The organism is Paenirhodobacter sp. CAU 1674 (assembly GCF_029222945.1).
Classification (GTDB): Bacteria; Pseudomonadota; Alphaproteobacteria; order Rhodobacterales; family Rhodobacteraceae; genus Rhodobacter.
This window is the reverse complement of sequence record NZ_JARHUH010000009.1, coordinates 41,137-65,118: the sequence shown is the minus strand read 5'-3', so window position 1 is coordinate 65,118 and position 23,982 is coordinate 41,137. Positions and strand designations below refer to the sequence as shown.

The window sequence follows — 23,982 nt, the reverse complement described above, 5'->3', positions numbered from 1 at the left end:
GTGTCAGATCGTCCAGCCCGGCAGCAAGGGCATGATCGGTGCAGGCAGGTCAAGGACGGCGACGCGGTCCAGATAGAGGGTCACCAGAACGACGGTGGCAAGCGCAGATGCCGCAATCAGCGGCGCCTGACGCGAGGTGTTCCCCCTCCGGAGCGATGGCAGCATCCAGAAAAGCACAAGCAACCCGCAGGCCGCCGGCAGGCCGACAAGCAGCGTCAGGGCGGGCGCCGCCGCCAGCAAAAGCAACGGCAGACGATGCGAGGCAGGCAGGAACGGCGTGCGGGGTTCCAGATCGCCTGCGCGCGGGGATGGGAAACCCTGTGCCAGAACCAGCGCGACGAATACGCCAAGTGTGGCCACGCAGACCGCGCGCGCATAGCCCGAATAGGCGCTGCCGCCGGTCAGCGCGATTGCCGCAAACAGCGCGACACCGAGCCCAAGCACAAGTGTAACGCCCACCTCGGCCTTGCTGGTCTGGCGGGTTGCCTTGGTGCTGTGGCGTGACCGGGTGGCCATCCAGACCACCGAGGCAAGCGTCAGTGCGATGATGACCCAGGCGAGAGGGCGCGAACTGAAATCAAGCCGGCCCACCGCATGCAACTGCCCCACCAAGGCGAGATTGCTTTCGAGACTGGGCCCCAGCACAAAGGCAATGACGAAAGGCACGCGCGGCCAGTCAAGACGCCGGAACATGTAGCCAAGGGCCGCGAAACCCACCGCGACGAACAGATCGGAAACCAGCCCGTCGATCTGCACCACCGTCACCAGGCCGACGACGATGACAGGCAGCGCGATGCGGTCGATCGGCAGCCGCGTGAGGCGGGCCAGACCGGGCACGAGCGCCAGCCCCAATGCAGAGGTAAGCAGGTTCGATACCAGCAGGGCGAAGATCAGCGTGAAGGTGAACGGCAGATCCGCGCCGAGCATGGCGCTGCCGGGCACGAACCCGTGGATCGCAAGCACGGTCAGCAGGAACACCCCGCCCTCGCTTCCGGGCACGCCCAGTGCCAGAACCGGCAGCAGTGATCCGCCATCCTTCGCGTCGACGGCAGCCTCGGGGCCGATCACGCCGCGAATATCCCCCTTTCCGAACCCGGACCGATCGCCGCGCGCTGTCTGCACCGTCTGCCCATAGGCCACAAAGCCCGCCACCGTGCCGCCCACGCCGGGAATGATCCCGACCAGAAGGCCGATCAGGGATGCGCGCATCACCAATGCACGCTCTTTTATCACCCCGATCACGCCCGCGCGTGTCGTGTCGCCCGGCGCGGCGGATCTGGGAACGGCTTGCAGCTCGTGGCTTTTACGCCAGGACAGCACCTCGGAGAGCGTGAAAAACCCAAGCAGCATCGCGCCCTGTGCAAGTCCGTCGGCAAGCTCGAACTGTCCGAACGTCCAGCGGGGCTGGCTTGTTGTCGGATCGCTGCCCACCATCGCCAGAAGCAGGCCAAGGCCGGTAACTGCCAGTGCCTGCAGCGGCCTGCCATCCAGCACCGCGATGATCGTGGCAAGCCCCCAGACGGCCAGCGCCGCGCGTTCGAGCGGACCGATCTGCAGCAACAATGGCCGGATCGCCGGCAGCAGCAGGATCAACACCAGCACACCAAAGACAGACCCCAACGCCGAGGCCGTGGCCGCCGCCGCCAGCGCGGTGCGTGGCCGCCCCGCATGGGCCATCGGATGGCCGTCGAGCAAGGTCACCGAACTTGCGGCATTCCCCGGAATGCCGAACAGGATCGCGGTGACAGAGCCCATGAATGTTGCGCCACCCGTCAGCGCGCCAAACAGCAACAGCACCTGTACCGGGTCCCAGTGCAGCGTCAGCACCACCATCACGGCCGCAAGGCTCGCCGCGCCGATCCCGGGCAGGAACGAGACGATCATCGCCAGCGCCGTGCCCAGAACCGGTATCAGGAAATTCGGCCAGCTGAAGACGTTCTGCAGGCCAATCCCCAGAGCTGCGAGCGTGTCGGACATGCGGCGCTATTCAGATCGGATCAGGGGCGCAACTGCGCCGCGGCCGTCGCAAGAAGAGGCGCCGCCTGCACATAGGCGTCAACTTTCTGGCCAAGAATTGTTGCAGCGTCCTGCGCCCCCAACGGCGTGACCTCTCGTCCCTGCGCCTGCGCGGCATCGCGGAAGGCGGGCGAAACGAGCGCCGCGTCGAAAATCGCGTTCAGGCAGACCTGCGCGTCCTCTGGCACGGCTGCCGAGTTCACCAGAATCCGCGCACCCGATGATAACGAGACCGCAAGTTGCGCGATCCTTTGCCGCTCGGCGCGTTCCGCTTCGGGCAGGCCCTCGGTCAGCTTGGCAACCAGCCCCCCCTCACCCGCGAGCCAGGGCACGTCCGGCAACATCGGGTCGGGCCCGTCCGACAACACAAGCAGCACCTTCATGTCGCCCGATTTCATCGCCCGGCGCGCGGTTCCAAGCGCTTTCGAGGTGAAATCCGTCTCGCCCCGCAGGACCGATGCGAACTGGTCCCCGCTTCCGGCGTAACCGGCAACGAACCGGACCGTCTGCCCGGTCGCCATCGCCGGCAGCCCCACCGTGGCAAGGTTTGCCTCCACCGAGGAGACCGCCGCAACAAGCGGCCCGGTGCCGACGCTCGCCAGATCAAGATCGGGACGCCCGACCCAGGTCTCCGGTTCACGCTGGACGATCCCGAGCGCACGGAAATCCTCGGGCGTGTGGCCGAGCGATGGATCTTCGAGCAACTCGGCCACAAGATCGCCCGCATTCTCGATGAGAACCGCGAAATCATCGGGCGGCGCATCCGCCACCCTCAGCAGCGCCGCCTTGCCGCCGCCACCGGGCATGTTGGACACCCGAACCGTCACACCCCCGATCCGCTCGAGTTCGGGCGCAAGGCTGCGCGCGTAGATGTCGAAACCGCCACCGGCGGCATTCGGCACGGCAAGGGTCAGCCGTTGTCCCTGCATCCGTTCGGCACAGCCCGCTGGCAGCGCCGGATTTGCATGACCTTGCGAGAGGACGACGGGAGCAAACGCAAGCGCGGTGCCAGCAGCGAAGACCTTCAAGAACATGATGCTTAACTTACCTTTTCCATTCCCCTTGGTGACATTGCCCCGCGATCCCGCGTGAAACAAGTCTGTTCAAGCCGCGCAGCCCTGCGTTTTGCCGCAGGCCGCAGCCAGGCTGTCGGGCCTGCATTCCGGGGGGCAGATGTCCTTGCCGCTTAGCGAACCGGCGCCGATCGCATTTCGATGCCCCGCGCGGCGGGAAGATAGCTGCCGTGCAATGCGACGATGGCGTCCCAGATCCGTGCGGCCACCGGGCGGGGCACTTCGGCCTCGGGCCGCACCACGAACCAGTGCCGCATGATGGGCAGGCCCGGCGCGTCAAGTTCGACCAGGCGGCCGGTGGCCAGTTCCTCAGTCACCGTATGCAGGCTGAGGAAGGCAATGCCCAACCCCGCCATCACCGCCTGCTTGATCGTCTCGTTGCTGTCCATCTCCAGCGTTTCATAGCTGCGCCCATCGCCAATCCGGTCAAGCCAGCGCGCCATCAGGATGCGCGTGCCGGACCCGCTTTCACGCGCCAGGAATACCTGTTCGAACAGCGCATCGGCCGTCACCGCGCGGCCCGCCAGCGGATGATCGGGGGCCGCCACCAACCCGTGCGGATGCGGCCCCAGGGGTTCGGCGCGCACCGCAGGCACCCGTGGCGGCCGCCCCATGATCGCCAGATCGAAGGCCCCGCGCGCCAGCCCCTCGATGGTGGCCTCGCGGTTGCCGACGCGCAGCGCGATCTCGATGTCGGGGTGGCTGTCTTGCAGCAGCTTGACCATGCGGGGCGCGAAATACTTCGCCGTCGACACCACCCCTAGGGTCACCCGACCCGCCTGCCCCCGCGCCAGCGCGCGCAGATTCGCCTCGGCCTGCGACAGGTTGTCCGCAATGCGCAGCGCCGCCAGGCGCAGCACCTCGCCCGCCTCGGTCAGCTCTGATCCCGCCCCATCGGCGGCGCGCTGGATCAGCCTGCTTTGCACGGCCTCTTCCAAGCCCTTGATTTGCGTGTGAATTGCAGGGGGGGTCAGGCCCAGCGACGCCGCCGCAGCGGTCAGCGACCCGCCCCGCGCCACGGCATCCAGCGCGCGCAATTGTTTCAGCGTGATGGCATCGAAGCGCATGTTTTAAAAAATCCTGAATATGTGTTCCAAATTATTAAATTTCACAAAAGATATTTCCCCGCAATGCTCCGTTACAGATGCCCCACAGCATCAAATGGAGGACACCATGACCCTTGAACTGAATGGGCTGAGCATCCCGGCGGATCTGGCCGATGTGATGGAGCGGCTGGCGCGTGTGGGCGCAGATCTGGCGCGGATGATCGCGCGCAACGGGATCGAGGGCGATCTGGCGGCCAGCGCGGGCGTCAATTCCGATGGTGACGGGCAAAAGGCGCTCGACGTGATCGCGGACGAGGCCTTCATGGCCGCGTTGAAGGACAGCGCCGTGACCCATTATGCCTCGGAAGAACAGGAAGAGGTCGTCAGCTTCGGCCCCGGTCGCCTGGCGCTGGCGATCGACCCGCTGGACGGCTCGTCCAATATCGACGTGAACGTGTCGATCGGCACGATCTTTTCGATCTTCCCGGCGGCCGACACGCCCGAAGCCAGCTTTCTGCGCCCGGGCACCGAGCAGATCGCCGCGGGGTATATCATCTACGGGCCGAAATGCGCGCTGGTCGCCAGCTTCGGTGCGGGTGTGCATGAATGGGTGCTTGATCCGGTGACGCAAACGTTCCGCCGGATCGCCGACCCGAAACCCCTGCCCGCCGAAACCTCGGAATATGCGATCAACGCCTCGAACTACCGCCATTGGCCGGCGCCGGTGCGGGCGTTCATCGACGATATGGTGGCGGGCGCCGAAGGGCCGCGCGGGCGCAATTTCAACATGCGTTGGGTTGCGTCCCTGGTGGCCGAGACGCATCGCATCCTGACCCGCGGTGGGGTGTTCCTTTATCCCTCCGACGACCGCAAAGGCTATGAGCGGGGGCGGCTGCGCCATGTCTATGAATGTGCGCCGATCGCCTTTCTGATTACCCAGGCCGGGGGCGGCGCCACCGATGGCAGCGATCCGATCCTGACCGCCCTGCCCGACCGGCTGCACGCTCGTACCCCCTTCATCTTTGGCACCGCGGCCAAGGTCGCCCGGGTCGCGGCCTATCACGACCTGCCCGAGGACGAAGCCTCGGCGCTGTTCTCTTCCCGCGGACTATTCAGGAGCTAGGAATGTCGAAAAAGCATCCCATCATCTCGGTCGTCGGCTCCTCGGGGGCTGGTACCTCGACCGTCAAGACGACGTTCGAACAGATCTTCCGCCGCGAGGGCATCACTGCCGCCTCGATCGAGGGGGATGCCTTCCACCGCTACAACCGTGCCGAGATGAAGGCCGAGCTGGAGCGCCGCGTGGCCATGGGGGATGCGACGTTCTCGCATTTCTCTTACGATGCCAATGAACTCAAGGCCTTGGAAGGTGTTTTCAAGGCCTACTCCAAAACCGGGATCGGCCAGAGCCGGCATTATGTCCACGATGACCGCGAGGCGGCGCGCTATGGCGTGGCGCCGGGCGAGTTTACCGACTGGGCGCCGATCGAGCCGGGGTCGGACCTGCTGTTCTACGAAGGGCTGCACGGGTGCGTGGTCAATGACGAGGTCAATCTGGCGGCCCTGGCCGATCTGAAGATCGGTGTGGTGCCGGTGATAAACCTGGAATGGATTCAGAAGATCCACCGCGACCGCGCGCACCGTGGCTATTCGACCGAGGCGGTCACCGATGTGATCCTGCGCCGGATGCACGCCTATGTGCATTGCATCACCCCGCAATTCACGGAAACGGATATCAATTTCCAGCGCGTGCCGGTGGTCGACACCTCGAACCCGTTCATCGCGCGCTGGATTCCGACGCCGGACGAAAGCCTTGTGGTGATCCGCTTCAAGAACCCGCGCGGCATCGACTTCCCCTACCTGACGCAGATGATCGCGGGCTCCTGGATGAGCCGCGCCAATTCCATCGTGATCCCGGGCAACAAGCAGGATCTGGCGATGCAACTGGTGCTGACACCCCTGATCGAGCGGCTGGTCCGCGAGTCCAAGCGCGCGTGAGGTATGCCATGAAAGACATTGTTTTTGCCGACGAAAAGAAGATGGCAAATGCGATCCGCGCGCTGACGATGGACGCGGTGCAGCGGGCGAACTCGGGCCATCCGGGAATGCCCTTGGGGATGGCGGATGTGGCGACGGTGCTGTTCAACCGCTTCATCAAGCTTGATCCCTCGGCCCCGAAATGGGCCGATCGCGACAGGTTCGTGCTGTCGGCGGGGCATGGGTCGATGTTGCTTTATGCGATCAACCATCTGCTGGGTTACGCCGATATGGGGATCGAGCAGATCAAGGCGTTCCGGCAATGGGGCAGCCGCACCCCCGGCCACCCGGAATACGGCCATACCGAGGGTGTCGAGGTGACCACCGGCCCGCTGGGGCAAGGGATCGCCACAGCGGTGGGCATGGCGCTGGCCGAACGTATGAAGAACGCCCGTTATGGTGCTGATCTGGTAGATCATTTCACCTATGTCATCGCCGGCGACGGTTGTCTGATGGAAGGCATCAGCCAAGAAGCGATCGACCTTGCGGGGCATCTGGGGTTGGGCCGGATGGTCGTGCTGTGGGATGACAACAAGATCACCATCGACGGCGATACGGCGCTGTCCACCTCGACCGATCAGCGCGCGCGCTTTGCGGCCTCGGGCTGGCATGTGCTGGAGTGTGACGGTCACAGCCCGACCGAGATTGCGGATGCGATTGCCGAGGCCCGCTTTGATCCGCGCCCGTCGCTGATCGCCTGTCGCACGGTGATCGGTTTCGGGGCGCCAAACAAGCAGGGTGGCCATGATGTGCATGGCGCCCCGCTGGGAGACGCCGAGATCGCCGCCGCCCGCGACCAGTTGAACTGGACCTTCGAACCTTTTGAAATTCCTCAGGATGTCTATCACGCATGGCGGCGCGTGGCGGCGCGGGGCCATCTGGCGCGGGCCGAGTGGGAGACGCGCCTGGCCGCCTCGCCGCTGCGGGCCGGCTTTCTGTCTGCCGAAGCGGGTGACGCCAAGGCCCTGCCCGCCGCCATCGCCCGGCACAAGGCAGCGCTGATCGCCGAGACGCCGACCATCGCAACCCGCAAGGCGAGCGAACTGGCCTTGGCCGTGCTGCAAGAGGCCCTGCCCGACCTGGTCGGCGGTTCGGCCGATCTGACCGGATCGAACCTGACCCGGCCCCGTGGTATGAATGCCGTGCAACGCAATGATTATGCAGGAAACTATCTGTATTTCGGTATTCGCGAACATGGCATGGCCGCGGCGCTGAACGGGCTGGCACTGCACGGCGGGTTCCGGCCCTATGGCGGCACTTTTCTGGCCTTTGCCGATTACTGCCGTCCGGCGATACGGCTATCGGCGCTGATGGGCGCGCCGGTCACCTATGTGATGACGCATGACAGTATCGGCCTGGGCGAGGATGGCCCGACGCATCAGCCCGTCGAACATCTGGCCAGCCTGCGCGCCATTCCCAACCTTTGGGTGATCCGCCCGGCGGATGCGGTCGAGACTGCGGAAGCCTGGGAAATTGCCATGAAATCAAAAGACAAGCCGGTGATGTTGGTGCTGTCCCGGCAAAACCTTCCGACCGTGCGGCGGGAACAGCAGCTGGAAAACCTGACCGCACGCGGCGCTTATGTCCTGCGCGAGGTCGAGGACCGGCAGGTCACGCTGATCGCGACCGGCTCCGAAGTGACGCTGGCGCTGCAGGCCGCGGATCGGCTGGCTGCCGAAGGTATCCGCGCGGCGGTGGTTTCGGCCCCCTGTTTCGAGGCCTTTGCCGCGCAACCGCGCCCCTATGTGGATGCTGTGCTGGGCGATGTGCCGCGCGTCGGTATCGAGGCCGCGCTGCGCCAGGGCTGGGATCTGTTCCTTGGCCCGCGGGATGGTTTCGTCGGGATGACCGGTTTCGGTGCCTCGGCCCCTGCCCCGCAGCTTTATCAGAACTTCAATATCACGGTAGAAGCGATTGCTTCCGAAGCGAAATCCTTGATCTGAGGAAAGACGATGACAGTGAAAGTTGCGATAAACGGCTTCGGCCGTATCGGGAGAAATGTGCTTCGCGCCATCATTGAATCGGGCCGCACCGATATCGAGGTCGTCGCGATCAACGATCTGGGCCCGGTCGGGACCAATGCGCATCTGCTGCAATTCGATTCCGTTCATGGCCGGTTTCCGGGAACGGTGACCGCCGGCGCAGACTGGATCGACGCGGGGCGCGGGCCGATCCGGGTCACCGCGCTGCGCGATCCGGCCGAACTGCCCTGGGGCGATGTCGATGTCGCGCTGGAATGCACCGGAATTTTCACCGCCCGCGACAAGGCCGCGCTGCATCTGGCCAACGGATCGCGCCGGGTTCTGGTCTCTGCCCCGGCCGATAATGCAGACAAGACAATTGTTTACGGGGTGAACCACGATCAGTTGACCGCCGATGATGTGATCGTGTCGAACGCCAGTTGCACCACCAATTGCCTGAGCCCGGTGGCCAAGGTTCTGAATGATGCGATCGGCATCGCCAAGGGCTTCATGACCACGATCCACAGCTATACCGGCGATCAGCCGACGCTGGATACGATGCACAAGGATCTGTATCGCGCCCGCGCCGCCGCGCTGAGTATGATCCCCACCTCGACCGGGGCTGCAAAGGCCGTGGGGCTGGTGCTGCCACAGCTGCAGGGGCGGCTCGACGGGGTGTCGATCCGGGTGCCCACGCCGAATGTCTCGGTCGTCGATCTGGTGTTCGAGGCGGCGCGCGATACCACCGTGGCCGAGGTCAACGATGCGATCCGCACAGCCGCCGAAGGCCCGCTGCACGGCATCCTTGGCTTCACCGACAAACCTAATGTTTCCAGTGACTTCAATCACGATCCTCATTCCTCTGTCTTCCATATGGACCAGACCAAGGTGATGGAGGGCCGGATGGTGCGGATTCTCAGCTGGTATGACAACGAATGGGGCTTTTCCAACCGCATGGCGGATACCGCCGTGGCGATGGGGAAGTTGATCTGAAATCTCGGGAGGAACCGATATGGCCTTGATAACGCTCAGACAACTGTTGGATCACGCGGCCGAAAACGATTATGCCGTGCCCGCGTTCAACATCAACAACATGGAACAGGGCCTGGCGATCCTGGAGGCCGCGAAGGCCGTGGACGCGCCGGTCATCATTCAGGCCAGCCGCGGGGCGCGCAGCTATGCCAATGACATCATGCTGTCGAAGATGATCGAGGCGCTGGCGACGATCTACCCCGACATTCCGATCTGCATGCATCAGGATCACGGCAATGACGAGGCGACCTGCCTGTCGGCAATCCGTCATGGATTCACCAGCGTGATGATGGATGGCAGCCTGGAAGCGGATGCAAAAACCCCTGCAAGCTATGAATATAACGTGGAAATTACTGAACGCGTCGCGCGGATGGCGCATTGGGTCGGGGCCTCGGTCGAGGGCGAACTGGGGGTTCTGGGCAGTCTTGAAACCGGCGAGTCCGAGGCCGAAGATGGCCATGGCGCAGTCGGCAAGCTTGACCACAGCCAGCTGCTGACCGACCCCGACCAGGCAGTCGACTTCGTGCGCGCGACCAAGGTCGATGCGCTGGCCATCGCCTGTGGCACCTCGCACGGGGCCTACAAGTTCAGCCGCAAACCCGATGGCGAAATCCTGGCCATGGGCGTGATCGAGGCGATCCACGCGCGCCTGCCCGGCACCCATCTGGTGATGCACGGATCGTCCAGCGTCCCGCAGGAATTGCAGGACATCATCAATGAGTTCGGCGGCGCCATGCCGCAAACCTTCGGGGTGCCGGTCGAGGAAATCGTGCGCGGTATCAAGATGGGGGTGCGCAAAGTCAATATCGACACCGATTGCCGGATGGCGATGACCGGCCAGTTCCGGCGCATCGCACAGCAAAGCCCCGCCGAATTCGACCCGCGCAAATTCCTCAAACCCGCGATGGATGCGATGCGCGATCTGTGCCGCGACCGGCTCGAGGCCTTCGGCACCGCGGGGCATGCCAGCCGGATCAAGGTGATCCCGCAAGACGAGATGGCGCGGCGCTATGCCAGTGGCGCGCTCGACCCGAAAACCGCCTGACCCCAGCCTGAACAGGAGAGAAAGATGGACCAATCGAACCGTTACGCCCGCCTCGACCTGCGTGAAGAGGATCTGATCGCCGCCGGGCGCCATGTGCTCGTCGCCTATATCATGCGCCCGAAGGCCGGTTACGGCTATCTGGAAACCGCCGCGCATTTCGCCGCAGAAAGCTCGACCGGGACCAATGTCGAAGTCTCGACCACCGACGATTTCACCCGCGGCGTCGACGCGCTGGTCTACGAGATCGACCCGGACCGCGAACTGATGAAGATCGCCTATCCGATTGATCTATTTGACAGAAACATCACCGACGGGCGCGCGATGATCTGCTCGTTCCTGACCCTGGCCATCGGCAACAATCAGGGCATGGGCGATGTCGAATATGCCAAGATGCACGATTTCTGGGTGCCGCCCGCGTTGCTGCGGCTGTTTGACGGGCCCTCCACCACGATTTCGGATCTGTGGCGCGTGCTGGGCCGCCCGCATGTCGATGGCGGCTTCATCGTCGGCACGATCATCAAGCCGAAGCTGGGCCTGCGTCCGAAACCCTTTGCCGATGCCTGCTATGATTTCTGGCTGGGCGGCGATTTCATCAAGAATGACGAGCCGCAGGGCAACCAGATCTTCGCGCCGATGAAGGAAACCATCCGGCTGGTGGCCGATGCGATGAAACGCGCTCAGGACAAGACCGGGCAGGCAAAACTGTTCTCGGCCAATATCACCGCCGACGACCCGTTCGAGATGATCGCGCGCGGCGAGTTCATCTTGGAAACCTTCGCCGAGAATGCCGAACATGTGGCCTTTCTGGTCGATGGCTATGTCACCGGCCCCGCCGCCATCACCACCGCGCGCCGCCGCTTCCCGCGGCAATACCTGCACTATCACCGTGCAGGCCATGGCGCGGTGACCAGCCCGCAGTCGATGCGCGGCTACACGGCCTTCGTGCTGTCGAAAATGGCGCGGATGCAGGGTGCCAGCGGCATTCACACCGGCACGATGGGCTTTGGCAAGATGGAGGGCGAGGCCGCCGACAAGCTGATGGCCTATATGATCACCGACGATTCCGCGCAGGGCCCCTATTTCCATCAGGACTGGCACGGGATGGCGCCCACGACGCCGATCATCTCGGGGGGCATGAACGCGCTGCGGATGCCGGGCTTCTTTGCCAATCTGGGGCATTCGAACTTGGTGATGACGGCGGGTGGCGGCTCGTTTGGCCATATCGACGGGGCGGCGGCTGGGGCAACCAGCTTGCGTCAGGCCGAGCAATGTTGGAAAGAAGGGGCAGATCCCGTGGAATTCGCCAAGGATCACAAGGAATTCGCCCGCGCGTTTGAAAGCTTCCCGGCCGATGCGGACAAGCTCTATCCCGGCTGGCGCGAGAAACTGCGGATCAACTCCGCCGCATAACTGACTGATTGGCGGGCAGAATTGCCCGCCACCCCTGCCCCTCTGGAGGATGCGCCCATGACCGAGTTTGACCGTTCCATCAAGATCGCGCCGTCGATCCTCAGCGCCGATTTCGCCAATTTCGGCGCCGAGATCAGGGCTATCGAATCGCAGGGCGCCGATTGGGTGCATGTCGATGTGATGGACGGCCATTTCGTGCCGAACCTGACCTTCGGCCCGCCCGCGGTCGCGGCGTTCCGCCCGCATGTGAAAACCTTCATGGACGTACACCTGATGATCGCGCCGGTCGACCCCTATATCGAGGCCTATGCCGAGGCGGGCGCCGATATGATCACGGCCCATGTCGAGGCCGGCCCGCACATTCACCGCACCCTGCAAGCCATTAAGGCGACAGGAAAAATGGCCGGTGTCAGCCTGAACCCGGGCACGCCGCTGGACAGCATCGAACATGTTCTGGATCTGGTCGACATGGTGCTGATTATGACGGTGAACCCGGGCTTCGGCGGGCAGAAATTCATCCACTCCGGCGTGGAAAAGACCCGTCGCCTGCGCCAGATGATCGGCGATCGTCCGATCCATATTCAGATCGACGGCGGCGTGACCACCGAAACCGCGCCGCTGGTCGCGGCGGCCGGGGCCGATGTTCTGGTTGCGGGGTCTGCCGTGTTCAAGGGCGGCTCGGTCAACACCCCCGAGGTCTACGGCGCCAATATCGCGGCGATCCGGGCGGCGGCCGAAGCGGCGCGCTGAACGCTTGCCCCGGGGCGCGGCCTCGTTCATATTCGCATGAATGAATACCAGTAAGGGAGGACTGGCTATGATCTTCACGCGACGGACGATCCTGCGGATGGGGGCTGCGGCGGGCGCCACCGCCCTGCTGCCCCTGCGCAGCTTCGCTGCCCAGACGATGACCCTGGGCAGCGCCACGCTCGACACCCTGTCTGACGGAAATCTGGTGCTACCGATGGGGTTTGTCACCGATCATCCGGGCGCGGCCGAGGTGATGGCGCGCTATGGCATCACCGGCCCGCAGGTCGAGCCGCCCTGCAATGTCACGCTGTATCGCGATGGCACCAACACCGTGCTGTTCGACGTGGGCGCCGGCCCCGATTTCATGCCGACCGCCGGCAAACTGCACGAGGCGCTGGATGCGCTTGGTGTTTCGGCGGATGAGATCACGCATGTCGTCTTCACCCATGCCCACCCCGATCATCTGTGGGGCGTACTGGACGAATTCGACGAGCCGATCTTTGCCAATGCCCAGCATATGATGGGCAAGGCCGAGTGGGATTTCTGGATCGACCCCGAAACGCAGAACACCATCGACGAGGGCCGCAAGACCTTTGCCGCCGGGGCGCTGCGGCGCATGTCCATGCTGGAAGATCGCATCGTAACCTTTGGGGATGGCGAGGAAATTCTTCCCGGTGTCGGGGCGCGTGCAAGCCACGGCCACACCCCGGGCCATATGGCCTTCGAGGTCCGCCAGGGCAATTCGGCCTGCATGGTGGTGGGTGACGCGATCGGCAACAACCACCTGGCCTTTGCCGAGCCGCTCTGGGCCTCGGGGTCCGATCAGGATGCCGAGATGGGCGCGCAGACCCGGCTCGGGCTGCTCAATCAGCTGGCCGACGCGCAGATGCCGATGATCGGCTATCACCTGCCCGAAGGCGGCATCGGGCGGGTCGAACGCGACGGCGCGGCCTTCCGCTTCGCGACCGAGGTGTGACATGAAGTATATGCCTCTTTTCAGTGCTTTAATGGCCATTCCTGCACTGGCTTTCCCGGCGTTCGCCTCCGAAGACATTCCCGATCAATACCCGCAATCGGTGCTGTATTCCAAACCCTACGAGGTGATCCCCGGGGTGTTTTCGGCAATCGGCGCCACCGCGCCGCCGACCTATGAAAATGCCGGTCATAACAACAACTTGTCGTTCATTGTTACGGGCGATGGCGTGGTTGTCGTGAACTCTGGCGCCTCGTATCTGCTGGCGCGCGCGCTGCATGATGAAATCAAGGCCGTGACCGATCAGCCGGTGAAGCTGGTGATCAATGAAAACGGTCAGGGCCATGCAATGCTGGGCAATAATTACTGGATCGAACAGGGCGTGCCGGTGCTGGCCCATGTCGAGGCCGCAGCCGAGTTCGAACATTCGATGGCCGGCGCCTGGACCGCGCTGAAGGGCTATGCCAAGGAAAACGCCGAGGGCACCGACCCGATGGGCCCGACCGAGACCTTCGAGGACGAGCGCGTCATCACCATGGGCGACTTCGACATCCATGTGATGCATCTGGGCCCCGCGCACAGCCCCGGCGACACCCAGGTCTGGCTACCGAAACAAGGCTTCATGATCGCGGGTGACATCGCCTTTCACGAACGCATGCCGCCGATTTTCGAGGGCACCTGCACCAGCTGCTGGATCGAGACCTGGGAGACGAAATTCGTCCCCCTCGCGCCGACCTATGTGATCCCGGGCCATGGTCATCCGACCAATCTGGCACAGGTCACCCGCTACACCCATGATTACCTTGTCTATTTGCGCGGCAAGATCGCCGAGCATATCGAGGCGGGCGGCGATCTGGCGGGCGCCTATTACGTCGACCAGACGCCCTATGCGCATCTGGATACCTACGAGGAGCTTGCGACCAAGAACGCGGGCGTCGTCTATTCCGAAATGGAATTCGAATAGGAGAGAACATGGCCGTCACCCCCCCGGTTTGCGATTTTGGCTGGAAGGCGCCCGGTTTCTGGCTGGGCGGTACCGATGGCAAGATCTGGTCGCTCGATGACATCCGCGGGCCGAAGGGCACGCTGATCATGTTCATCTGCAACCACTGCCCCTATGTGCAGGCAATCCTGGACCGGTTGCAACGCGACGCCGAGGCGTTGCGGGCGCAGGGCATCGGGGTGGCGGCGATTTCCTCGAACGACGTGACGGCCTATCCGCAGGACGATTTCATCAACATGGTGCGCCTGTCCAAGGAGCGCGGCTTCGCCTTCCCTTACCTGTTTGACGAAACGCAAGAGGTAGCAAAGGCTTACGGGGCGGTCTGCACTCCGGATTTCTTCGGCTTCGACGCCACGGACGGGCTGCAATACCGTGGACGGCTGGACGCCTCGGGGCGCAATCCGGGGCCTGTGGACGCCCGGCGTGAATTGTACGAGGCGATGTTGCAAGTGGCCGAAACCGGCCGCGGCCCGACAGAGCAGACCCCCTCGATGGGTTGTTCGATCAAATGGAAGGACAGCTGATGCGCCCCTGCGCGGTGATTTTCGACCTCGACGGCACGCTGATCGATTCCGCCCCCGATATTCATGCGGCCTCGAACGCGGTGTTGGCCGAGCATGGCTTCGCACCGCTGACCTTGCCGCAGATCCGCAGCTTCATCGGGCGTGGCGTGCCGCATCTGGTGCATTGCCTGCTGCAGGCCTCCGAGGCCGACCCGGCCGGGCCGCTGCATGCCCGCATGGTGGCCGATTTCACCGCCCGCTATGAAGAGGCGGTGACCCTGACCGCGCTGTATCCCGGGGTGCGCGAAACGCTCGACGCGCTGAAGGCGGCGGGGCATCAGCTGGGCCTGTGCACCAACAAGCCGATCGGCCCCACGGTCGCCGTGCTGCGCCACTTCGCCATGGAGGATCTGTTCGACACGGTGATCGGCGGCGACAGCCTGCCGGCCCGCAAACCCGACCCGCAGCCGTTGCTGCGCGCGCTTTGGGATCTGGGGGATGGCCGGGCGCTCTATGTCGGTGACAGCGAGGTCGACGCCCAGACCGCGCAGGCCGCGGGCCTGCCCTTCGCCCTGTTCACCGAGGGCTACCGCAAAACCCCGGTGGCCGAACTGCCCCATGCCATCGCCTTTTCCGATTTCGCCATGCTGGGCGGGATCGTCACGCAATTCCCCTGGGACTGAGCGTCGCAGCGCAACCGGATTGATCCCTGCGCGCGATACCCCATATCTGGACACAGACGCAAAAGACGGAGACTGCCATGCCGAGCCCCGAGATCGTGATCCCCGAGGTCAAAGCCTTCTTCGACGAGGCCACCTTCACCGTGACTTTCGTGGTCAAGGACCCGACCAGCACCGCCTGTGCCGTGGTCGACAGCGTTCTGGATTTCGACTATGCCTCGGGGCGCACCGATACCCGGTCGGCCGATGCGGTGATCGCCTATATCCGCGATCAAGGCCTTGATGTGCAATGGATTCTGGAAACCCATGTGCATGCCGACCACCTGAGTGCCGCCCCCTATATCCAGCAGCGCCTGGGTGGCAAGATCGGCATCGGCGACCGGATCAAGGTGGTGCAGGACACCTTCGGCAAGATCTTCAACGAAGGCACCGAGTTCCAGCGCGACGGCAGCCAGTTCGACAAGCTGTTCGTCGAGGGCGACACCTTCGAGATCGGCGCGCTGAAGGGGCATGTGCTGCACACGCCCGGTCATACCCCCGCCTGTCTGACCTATGTGATCGGCGATGCGGCCTTCGTGGGCGATACGCTGTTCATGCCCGACTTCGGCACCGCGCGCTGCGATTTCCCGGGCGGCTCGGCCGAGGCGCTTTATGCCTCGATCCAGAAAATCCTGGCGTTGCCCGATGAGACGAGGATCTTCGTGGCGCATGACTACAAGGCGCCCGGTCGCGACGAATACGCCTGGGAAACCACTGTGGCCGAGGAAAAGGCCCGCAATATCCACGTCGGCGCCGGAAAATCGGCCGAAGAATTCGTCAAGATGCGCACCGAACGTGATGCCACCCTGGCAATGCCCCGCTTGATCATCCCCTCTCTGCAGGTCAACATGCGCGCAGGCCAGATGCCGCCCCCCGAAGACGACGGGCGGACCTATCTGAAGGTGCCGGTCAACGGCCTCTGAGCTGGCAATACCGCCCGAGGGAGAACCGGGCCAAGGGAGACTGACATGGATTTGCGGCAGATTACGCCGGATTTTGCGGTTGCGCCGCAGATCACCCCAGAAGACGTCGCGCAGGCTGCGGCCCTGGGTTATCGCACCCTGATCAACAACCGCCCCGATACCGAGGTGGATGACCAGATCGACAGCGCGGCCATGGCCGCTGCGGCCGCTGCGGCGGGCATGGCCTATCACCACCTGCCCTATTTCCCCGGCGCCCTGACCCCCGAACTGGTGGCCGGTTTCGAGGGGGTCATGGCCGAGGCCGAAGGCCCGGTTCTGGCCTATTGCCGTTCCGGCACGCGCAGTTCGCACCTGTGGGCGATGTGGCAGGCGGGCCAGCAACAGCCGATTCCGGCCATCGTGGGCGCCGCCGCCGCTGCCGGATATGACCACACGGGTCTGGTGCCGCTGCTGCAGCAGCACGCTGAAAACAACTGAAAGAATGCCGCGTAATACCCCATGATAAAACGATATTTTCCGATCCTTACATGGGGGCGCGACTATACGCGCGCTACGCTTGAAGCTGATCTGGTCGCCGCGATCATCGTGACGATCATGCTGATCCCGCAGTCGCTGGCCTATGCGCTGCTGGCCGGGCTGCCGGCGGAGGTCGGGCTTTACGCCTCGATTGCCCCGTTGCTGATTTACACGCTTCTGGGCACCTCGCGGGCGCTGGCCGTCGGGCCGGTGGCGGTGGCCTCGTTGATGACCGCCGCGGCGGTGGGCGAGATCGCCGCCAAAGGCACGCCGGAATACCTAGGCGCGGCGATCGCACTGGCCTTCCTGTCGGGGGCGATGCTGCTGGCGATGGGCTTGCTGCGACTGGGCTTCATCGCCTCCTTCCTCAGCCATCCGGTGATTTCGGGCTTCATCTCGGCCTCTGGCATCCTGATCGCCGCCAGCCAGATCAAGCACCTTCTGGGGGTGTCGGCCGGGGGCAAGACCCTGCCCGACATCCTGTCCGGTCTGGCCGGTCACCTGACCGAGATCAACCTGCCCACGGTCGTGATCGCGATTTTCGCGACCGGGTTTTTGTTCTGGTCGCGCAAGGGGTTGAAACCCGTTCTTGAGGCGCGCGGGGTCAAGCCGCGCCTGGCCGCGCTGCTGGTGCGCACGGCCCCTGTGGTGGCGGTCATCGTGACGATCGTCGTCACCTGGGCGCTCGGGCTTCAGGAGCATGGCGTCAAGGTCGTGGGCGCCGTACCGCAGGGCCTGCCGGTACCCTCGCTGCCGCCGTTCGATCTGGCGCTCTGGGGGCAGCTGGCCATGCCTGCCCTGCTGATTTCCATCGTGGGCTATGTCGAGACGATCTCGGTCGCGCAGACACTGGCCGCGAAACGCCGCCAGCGGATCGACCCGGATCAGGAACTGGTGGCGCTTGGCGGTGCCAACCTGTCTTCGGCGCTGTCGGGCGGGTTTCCGGTGACGGGGGGCTTTGCGCGTTCGGTCGTGAATTTCGATGCGGGGGCGGCAACCCCGGCGGCGGGCGCATTCACGGCGATCGGCATGGCGCTGGCGACGCTGCTGCTGACGCCCGCGCTCTATTACCTGCCTCAGGCGACACTGGCCGCCACGATCGTGGTTGCGGTGCTGACGCTGGTCGATCTGGGGGCGATCCGGCGCACCTTCTCTTACAGCCCGGGCGATGCGGCGGCGATGGTGGTCACGATCCTGGTGACGCTGACGATGGGGGTTGAAACCGGCATTTCGGCGGGCGTCGGGCTGTCGATCCTGCTGCATCTGTGGCGCAGCTCGCGCCCGCACTATGCGGTGATGGGCCAGGTGCCGGGGACCGAGCATTTCCGCAATGAACGCCGCCACCGTGTTGTGCTGGCCCCCGAGGTGCTGTCGATCCGGGTGGACGAAAGCCTGTGGTTCCCGAATGCGCGGTTTCTGGAAGACACGATTTACGGCCATGTCGCCGCCGATCCGGCGATCCGCCATGTCGTGCTGAACTGCCCGGCGGTGAATTTCATCGACACCTCGGCGCTGGAGGCGCTGGAGGCGGTGAATGCCCAGCTCAAGGATGCCGGCGTCCGGTTGCACCTGTCCGAGGTCAAGGGTCCGGTGATGGACCGCCTCGTGCGTTCGGACCTGCTGACCCATCTGGGCGGGCAGGTCTGGCTGACCCATTTCGATGCGCTCAGTGCCCTGGCCCCGGAGCTGACGCGCGAGACCCTCGGTCAGGCCCGCTGCGAGACGGCGCGCTGACGCGTCGTAGCGTCACGCAGGACAACCCTGCCCCCGATGCTTCACAAATGCTTGATTGACACGCGCGATGCGTGCAAAACAACCGTTGGAGGAGCGGTCCCCCATTCTGGTGCCGCTGCTTGTTGCATGAGGGCGCGATGCTGGATCACCTCGAAAAGCTGTTGAATTTGCACGAAATTGACCAGATCTGGGCCTTGCACTGTGCGCGGATGGCGGACTTCGGATTCGACCGGCTATTCTATGCCTTCACGCGGTTCCGCACCGGCAATGGGTTTGGCAGCCTGGAAGACACGCTGGTTCTGTCGAACCATGACGACGCCTATCTGGAGCAGTTCATCGGTGGCGGATTGTTCAACGACGCGCCGATGGTGAAATGGGCCGCCCAGAATGTCGGCGCCTGTTCGTGGCGCTGGATCGAACGGGAACTGGCCGCAGGCAGGATGACGGCGGCAGAGCAACGCGTGATCGACTTCAACCTGCGCTACGGTGTGCGGGCGGGCGTCTCGATCTCTTTCCCCGACCGCAACGTGCGCAGCAAGGGCGGCATTGGGCTTTGTGCCAGGGTCGGGCTGCGCCAGCATGACGTCGACGAAATCTGGGAAGAGCACCACCGCGAACTGATGGTGATCAACACGATCACCCATCTGCGGATCTCTTCGATGCCCTTCGCGACTGCACGCCGCCCCCTGACGGCGCGTCAGCGCGAGGTTCTGGAATGGGTGGCCGACGGCAAGACGACCGCCGATATCGCGCTGATCATGGGCCTGACGGTGGCGACGGTCGAAAAGCATCTGCGTCTGGCCCGCGAGGCGCTGGATGTGGACACGACGGCGCAAGCGGTGCTGAAGGCCTCGGTGCAGAAACAGATTTTCCTGTCCGCCCCCGGCCCCGGCACGCAGGCTCACTGAAGACGCATGCTGCGCCCGCAAAATAACTGACGCAAGGTCAGGGATACCGGACTAGGCGCGGCATCGGAAATTCGGTCTTATGGCCTCGTTCCAAGAGTGGTGGCTTTGGCCAGGAACAGAAGACGGTCAGTCGTGGGTTTTTGGTCACGGGTCTGCCCCTCTTTTCCGGGAAACCGGATACGGCCCGACGGCGCATTTTCGCATGTTTGGGTCGTGACCTTTTTACGATCATTCCTTGTATCAGTGTCTGCGGTGTGCCTTCGGCGCACCGCAGATATTTGATCTGCGCACCGGCCCAAAAGCAAAACGCCGCCCCGGACGGGACGGCGTTTGCAGATCTTGCGATCGAAGAAGCGATCAGCTGCCCTGCAGGGTCTTGGCGACCTCGGCGGCGAAATCTTCTTCTTTTTTCTCGATGCCTTCGCCAACGGCGACGCGGGCATAGCCGGTGATTTCAACGCCAGCGTCTTTCGCGGCCTGTTCCACGGTCACGTCGGGGTTGATGACGAATGCCTGACCGAGCAGCGTGTTCTCGGCAAGGAATTTCTTCATCCGGCCCGGGATGATGTTGTTGTGGATCACGGCGTCGGGCTTCGGCTTGGCCGAGGCGGCGTTCTCTTCCAGCGCCTTGGCGGTCTGCACCTGCAGCTCGCGCTCGATCAGCGCCGGGTCCAGGGTCGCTTCCGACAGCGACAGCGGCGCGGTGGCGGCGATGTGCATGGCGAATTGCTTGCCGATTTCCTGCGCCTTGTCGGCCGGGCCCTTCACCGCGACCAGAACGCCGATCTTGCCCATGCCTTCGGCCGCCGCGTTATGGACGTAGGACACGACAGTGTCGCCTTCCAGAACGTGCATGCGACGCAGGGTCATATTCTCGCCGATACGGGCGATCGCGTTGGTCAGCACTTCCTCGACCGGGGTGCCGTTCAGATGCGCCGCTTTCAACACTTCGATCGACTCGCCGGTTTCCAGCGCGACTTTCGAAATCTCGCGCACGAGGTTCTGGAAGTCGGCGTTCTTGGCCACGAAGTCGGTTTCCGAGTTCAGCTCGACCGCGACGCCACGCCCGTCGGTCACAGCCACACCCACCAGACCTTCGGCGGCCACACGGTCGGCTTTCTTGGCGGCTTTCGCCAGACCCTTGGTGCGCAGCCAGTCGACGGCGGCTTCCATGTTGCCGTCGTTTTCGGTCAGCGCTTTTTTCGCGTCCATCATGCCTGCGCCGGTCGACTCGCGCAGTTCCTTCACCATAGCAGCGGTGATCGCCATCTGGGCTCTCCTCGAATTGGAATGTCGCAGGCGGGGTATCCCCGCCCCGTGTCAGTGGTGTGACGGTCGCACCGTCCCACGCAATCGGGGGCCCGCAGTGCGAGCCCCCGTCAAGATCAGGCCTCGGCCTCTTCGGTGGCTTCCTCGACCGGCGCTTCTTCCAGCGCGCCAAGGTCCACACCCGCCGCGCCCATCTGCGCGGTCATGCCGTCCAGCGCCGCGCGCGAGACCAGGTCGCAATAGAGCGCGATCGCACGGGCCGCGTCGTCGTTGCCCGGGATGATGTAGTCCACGCCCTTGGGCGAGCAGTTGGTGTCGACCACGGCCACGACCGGGATACCCAGTTTCTGGGCTTCCAGGATCGCCAGGTCTTCCTTGTTCACGTCGATGATGAACAGCAGGTCCGGCAGGCCGCCCATTTCACGGATGCCGCCGAGCGAGGCTTGCAGTTTGGCCTGCTCGCGTTCCATGTGGAGACGCTCTTTCTTGGTCAGGCCTTCGGCGCCCGAAGCCATGACTTCGTCGATGTGCTTGAGACGCGCGATCGACTGCGACACGGTTTTCCAGTTGGTCAGCGTGCCACCCAGCCAGCGGTGGTTCATGTAGTATTGCGCGCATTTTTCAGCGGCGTCCGCGACGGCTTTCGAAGCCTGACGCTTGGTGCCGACGAACAGCACGCGGCCGTTCTTCGCGACGGTGTCGCGCACGACCTTCAGCGCCGCGTCCAGCATCGGAACGGTCTGCGTCAGGTCGAGGATGTGGATGCCGTTACGCTCGCCATAGATGAACTCGCCCATGCGGGGGTTCCAGCGTTGCGTCTGGTGGCCGTAGTGAACGCCAGCTTCAAGCAGCTGACGCATCGTGAATTCGGGAAGCGCCATTCTATTGGTCCTTTTCCGGTTTACGCCTGAGCGGAGGGTCAAGGGCATGCGCCCAACCGGTGGACCGTTCAGGGATGTCTCCCCCGAGGGCCCGCCTCCGCCTGTGAAGTGCGCGCCCTTTAGCCGGGTTTTCGCGCCCTTGCAAGCCCCGGATGCCATTTTGGCAGCGGTCGGATGCCTCCGGCGGGGATATTGGGGCCAGAAAGAAGATCGCAGCTTTCTCTTTGGCACAAATATCCCGGGGGGTGAATGGCGTAGCCAGAGGGGGGCGGCGCCCCCCTGCCCGCTCTGCGCTCTTGCGCACGGGCCGAAGGCGGGGCACCAAGGGGCATGGACAAGACACCTGATATTCTGTGCATCGGATCGGCGCTGTGGGACATCATCGGCCGCGCGCCGGTGCATATGCGTGCGGGGTCGGATGTGGCGGGGCGGATCACCCGCATCCCCGGGGGCGTTGCGATGAATATCGCGATGACGCTGACGCGCTTCGGGCTGCGCCCGGCTCTGTTGACCGCGATCGGGCGCGACAGCCAGGGGGCCGATCTGATCGCCGAGGCCGAGATGCTGGGTATCGACTGCGCGCATGTCTACCGCTCGGACGATCTGCCGACTGATCGCTACATGGCGATCGAGGGCGCGAACGGTCTGGTGGCGGCCATTGCCGATGCGCATTCGCTGGAATCCGCGGGCGACAAGATCCTGCGGCCGCTGGCCGACGGGCGGCTGGCCGATGCGGGCGCGCCCTGGGCCGGGCTGGTGGCGCTTGACGGCAATCTGACGCAATCGCTGCTGGCGCAGATCGCGGCGGCGCCGATGTTTGCGCAGGCCGATCTGCGGGTGGCGCCCGCCAGCCCCGGCAAGGCCGAACGTCTGGCCCCCCTGCTGGCCCATCCCCGCGCGACGCTTTACGTCAATCTCGAAGAGGCGGGCATCCTGTGTCAGCGCGATTTCCCCGATGCGCCGAGCGCGGCCGAGGGTCTGCTGGCGCGTGGTGCGCAGCGCGTCCTGGTGACCGATGGCGGCAGGCCTGCTGCCGATGCCGCGCGCGAAGGTGGCCAGATGATCGTGCTGATCGAGGCCCCGCCCCCCGTGCTGGTGACCCGTGTGACCGGCGCGGGCGATACCTTCATGGCGGCGCATATCGTCGCCGAACGCGAAGGCGCACCCCGCGCCGAAGCCCTGGCCCGCGCGCTGCGCGCCGCCGCCCGCTACGTTTCAGGAGATATGGCCACATGACCGCCCCCCTCACCTATGCCCCCGAAGTCCGTGCCGCGCTGGACGCAGGCCGCCCGGTCGTCGCGCTGGAATCGACGATCATCACCCATGGCATGCCCTTCCCGCAGAACCTTGAAACCGCCCGCGCGGTCGAGGCCGAGGTGCGCGCCGCAGGCGCCGTGCCAGCCACCATCGCGGTGATGGGCGGGCATATCCATGTCGGCCTGACCGAGGCAGAGCTGGAGCGGCTGGCACAGGCGCAAGACGTGATGAAGCTGAGCCGTGCGGATCTGGCGGTCTGTCTGGCCAACAACGGTGTGGGCGCCACCACGGTTGCCGCCACGATGATCTGCGCGCAGCTGGCGGGCATCGCGGTTTTCGCCACGGGCGGCATTGGCGGCGTGCATCGCGGCGCCGAGGACACATTCGACATTTCCGCCGATCTGGCAGAACTGGGGCAGACCGCGGTCACGGTCGTTGCGGCGGGCGCCAAGGCAATTCTGGATCTTCCGAAAACTCTGGAAGTTCTGGAAACCAACGGCGTGCCGGTCATCGCCTATGGCCAGAACGATCTGCCTGCCTTCTGGTCGCGCAGTTCCGGTCTGCGCGCGCCGCTGCGCGCCGATACCCCGGCCGAGATCGCGGCGGCGCATCTGATGCGCGCGCGTCTGGGTCTGCCCGGCGGGCAGCTGATCGCCAACCCGATCCCGCCCGAGGCCGAGATCCCGCGCGCCGAGATCACCCCGCTGATCGAAACCGCCCTGGCCGAGGCTACCGCACAGGGCATTGCCGCCAAGGCGGTGACGCCTTTCCTGCTGGCGCGGATTTTCGAACTGACCGGCGGCCGCTCGCTTGCGGCCAATATCGCCCTCGTTCTGAACAATGCGCGGCTTGCCAGCCGCATCGCGGCAGAAATCGTGGCGCAACGTTAGCGCCCCCATTGCGGCGGGGGTCCGCTGCGCCTACCT

Annotated in this window: 22 protein-coding genes; 17 read left to right on the top strand and 5 right to left on the bottom strand. The window is 64.5% G+C overall.

Translation table 11 applies throughout. From position 1 onward, the window contains the following. Nucleotides 1-3 precede the first annotated feature (3 nt). From P2G62_RS13605 to P2G62_RS13595, 3 genes are all read right to left on the bottom strand, one after another. Nucleotides 4-1,977, bottom strand: a complete 1,974-nt coding sequence (locus P2G62_RS13605) for a tripartite tricarboxylate transporter permease (protein ID WP_275735446.1) — start codon at nt 1,975-1,977, stop codon at nt 4-6. Nucleotides 1,978-1,997: 20 nt separating this feature from the next. Continuing rightward, nucleotides 1,998-3,050, bottom strand: a complete 1,053-nt coding sequence (locus P2G62_RS13600; protein WP_275735445.1) for a tripartite tricarboxylate transporter substrate-binding protein — start codon at nt 3,048-3,050, stop codon at nt 1,998-2,000. 152 nt (nt 3,051-3,202) lie between these two features. After that, complete coding sequence (locus P2G62_RS13595) at nt 3,203-4,156, bottom strand: LysR family transcriptional regulator (protein WP_275735444.1); 954 nt, start codon at nt 4,154-4,156, stop codon at nt 3,203-3,205. A gap of 106 nt (nt 4,157-4,262) precedes the next feature. Between P2G62_RS13595 and P2G62_RS13590 the strand changes: the two genes are divergently transcribed. The 15 genes from P2G62_RS13590 to P2G62_RS13520 all read left to right on the top strand — a co-directional run bounded on the left by P2G62_RS13590 (nt 4,263) and on the right by P2G62_RS13520 (nt 19,649). Continuing rightward, nucleotides 4,263-5,258 carry a class 1 fructose-bisphosphatase gene (locus P2G62_RS13590; RefSeq protein ID WP_275735443.1) on the top strand — a complete coding sequence of 332 codons (996 nt, stop codon included), beginning with the start codon at nt 4,263-4,265 and terminating at the stop codon, nt 5,256-5,258. Between the two features lie 2 nt (nt 5,259-5,260). Further along, entirely contained in the window at nt 5,261-6,133 is an 873-nt protein-coding gene (locus P2G62_RS13585) for a phosphoribulokinase (protein ID WP_275735442.1), read from the top strand. Nucleotides 6,134-6,141: 8 nt separating this feature from the next. Beyond that, a complete protein-coding gene (gene tkt, locus P2G62_RS13580; RefSeq protein WP_275735441.1) occupies nt 6,142-8,115 on the top strand; it encodes a transketolase in 1,974 nt (657 codons plus the stop codon). A 9-nt stretch (nt 8,116-8,124) separates the two neighbouring features. Then, nucleotides 8,125-9,126 (top strand): type I glyceraldehyde-3-phosphate dehydrogenase, encoded by a 1,002-nt coding sequence (gap, locus tag P2G62_RS13575; RefSeq protein WP_275735440.1) that lies wholly within the window; start codon nt 8,125-8,127, stop codon nt 9,124-9,126. A 19-nt stretch (nt 9,127-9,145) separates the two neighbouring features. Next, nucleotides 9,146-10,210 carry a class II fructose-bisphosphate aldolase gene (fba, locus tag P2G62_RS13570; RefSeq protein ID WP_275735439.1) on the top strand — a complete coding sequence of 355 codons (1,065 nt, stop codon included), beginning with the start codon at nt 9,146-9,148 and terminating at the stop codon, nt 10,208-10,210. 24 nt (nt 10,211-10,234) lie between these two features. Continuing rightward, entirely contained in the window at nt 10,235-11,620 is a 1,386-nt protein-coding gene (locus P2G62_RS13565) for a ribulose-bisphosphate carboxylase (RefSeq protein WP_275735438.1), read from the top strand. A gap of 57 nt (nt 11,621-11,677) precedes the next feature. Beyond that, nucleotides 11,678-12,370, top strand: a complete 693-nt coding sequence (gene rpe, locus P2G62_RS13560; RefSeq protein ID WP_275735437.1) for a ribulose-phosphate 3-epimerase — start codon at nt 11,678-11,680, stop codon at nt 12,368-12,370. Nucleotides 12,371-12,437: 67 nt separating this feature from the next. Further along, nucleotides 12,438-13,346, top strand: coding sequence for an MBL fold metallo-hydrolase (locus P2G62_RS13555; protein WP_275735436.1), 909 nt, complete (start codon nt 12,438-12,440; stop codon nt 13,344-13,346). A gap of 31 nt (nt 13,347-13,377) precedes the next feature. Beyond that, the gene (locus P2G62_RS13550; RefSeq protein ID WP_275735435.1) at nt 13,378-14,307 is read left to right on the top strand and encodes an MBL fold metallo-hydrolase; all 930 of its coding nucleotides are present in this window, start codon (nt 13,378-13,380) and stop codon (nt 14,305-14,307) included. Between the two features lie 8 nt (nt 14,308-14,315). Beyond that, complete coding sequence (locus tag P2G62_RS13545; RefSeq protein WP_275735434.1) at nt 14,316-14,870, top strand: thioredoxin family protein; 555 nt, start codon at nt 14,316-14,318, stop codon at nt 14,868-14,870. Continuing rightward, nucleotides 14,870-15,532 carry a phosphoglycolate phosphatase gene (gene gph / locus P2G62_RS13540; RefSeq protein WP_275735433.1) on the top strand — a complete coding sequence of 221 codons (663 nt, stop codon included), beginning with the start codon at nt 14,870-14,872 and terminating at the stop codon, nt 15,530-15,532. The genes P2G62_RS13545 and gph overlap by 1 nt, the downstream gene beginning before the upstream one ends. Nucleotides 15,533-15,627: 95 nt before the next feature. Continuing rightward, nucleotides 15,628-16,491 (top strand): MBL fold metallo-hydrolase, encoded by an 864-nt coding sequence (locus P2G62_RS13535; protein WP_275735557.1) that lies wholly within the window; start codon nt 15,628-15,630, stop codon nt 16,489-16,491. Between the two features lie 45 nt (nt 16,492-16,536). After that, nucleotides 16,537-16,968 carry a TIGR01244 family sulfur transferase gene (locus P2G62_RS13530; RefSeq protein WP_275735432.1) on the top strand — a complete coding sequence of 144 codons (432 nt, stop codon included), beginning with the start codon at nt 16,537-16,539 and terminating at the stop codon, nt 16,966-16,968. Between the two features lie 21 nt (nt 16,969-16,989). Continuing rightward, nucleotides 16,990-18,741, top strand: coding sequence for a sulfate permease (gene sulP, locus P2G62_RS13525; protein ID WP_275735431.1), 1,752 nt, complete (start codon nt 16,990-16,992; stop codon nt 18,739-18,741). A gap of 137 nt (nt 18,742-18,878) precedes the next feature. Then, a complete protein-coding gene (locus P2G62_RS13520; protein ID WP_275735430.1) occupies nt 18,879-19,649 on the top strand; it encodes a LuxR family transcriptional regulator in 771 nt (256 codons plus the stop codon). A gap of 357 nt (nt 19,650-20,006) precedes the next feature. Here P2G62_RS13520 and tsf read toward each other — a convergent pair whose 3' ends face one another. Beyond that, nucleotides 20,007-20,918, bottom strand: a complete 912-nt coding sequence (tsf, locus tag P2G62_RS13515; protein WP_275735429.1) for a translation elongation factor Ts — start codon at nt 20,916-20,918, stop codon at nt 20,007-20,009. A 116-nt stretch (nt 20,919-21,034) separates the two neighbouring features. Beyond that, nucleotides 21,035-21,799, bottom strand: coding sequence for a 30S ribosomal protein S2 (gene rpsB, locus P2G62_RS13510; RefSeq protein WP_275735428.1), 765 nt, complete (start codon nt 21,797-21,799; stop codon nt 21,035-21,037). A 330-nt stretch (nt 21,800-22,129) separates the two neighbouring features. On the opposite strand from rpsB, the gene P2G62_RS13505 reads away from it, so the two are divergent. Further along, nucleotides 22,130-23,035, top strand: coding sequence for a PfkB family carbohydrate kinase (locus P2G62_RS13505; protein WP_275735427.1), 906 nt, complete (start codon nt 22,130-22,132; stop codon nt 23,033-23,035). Further along, entirely contained in the window at nt 23,032-23,946 is a 915-nt protein-coding gene (locus P2G62_RS13500; protein WP_275735426.1) for a pseudouridine-5'-phosphate glycosidase, read from the top strand. Before P2G62_RS13505 ends, P2G62_RS13500 begins: the two co-directional genes overlap by 4 nt. Nucleotides 23,947-23,982: the final 36 nt, after the last annotated feature.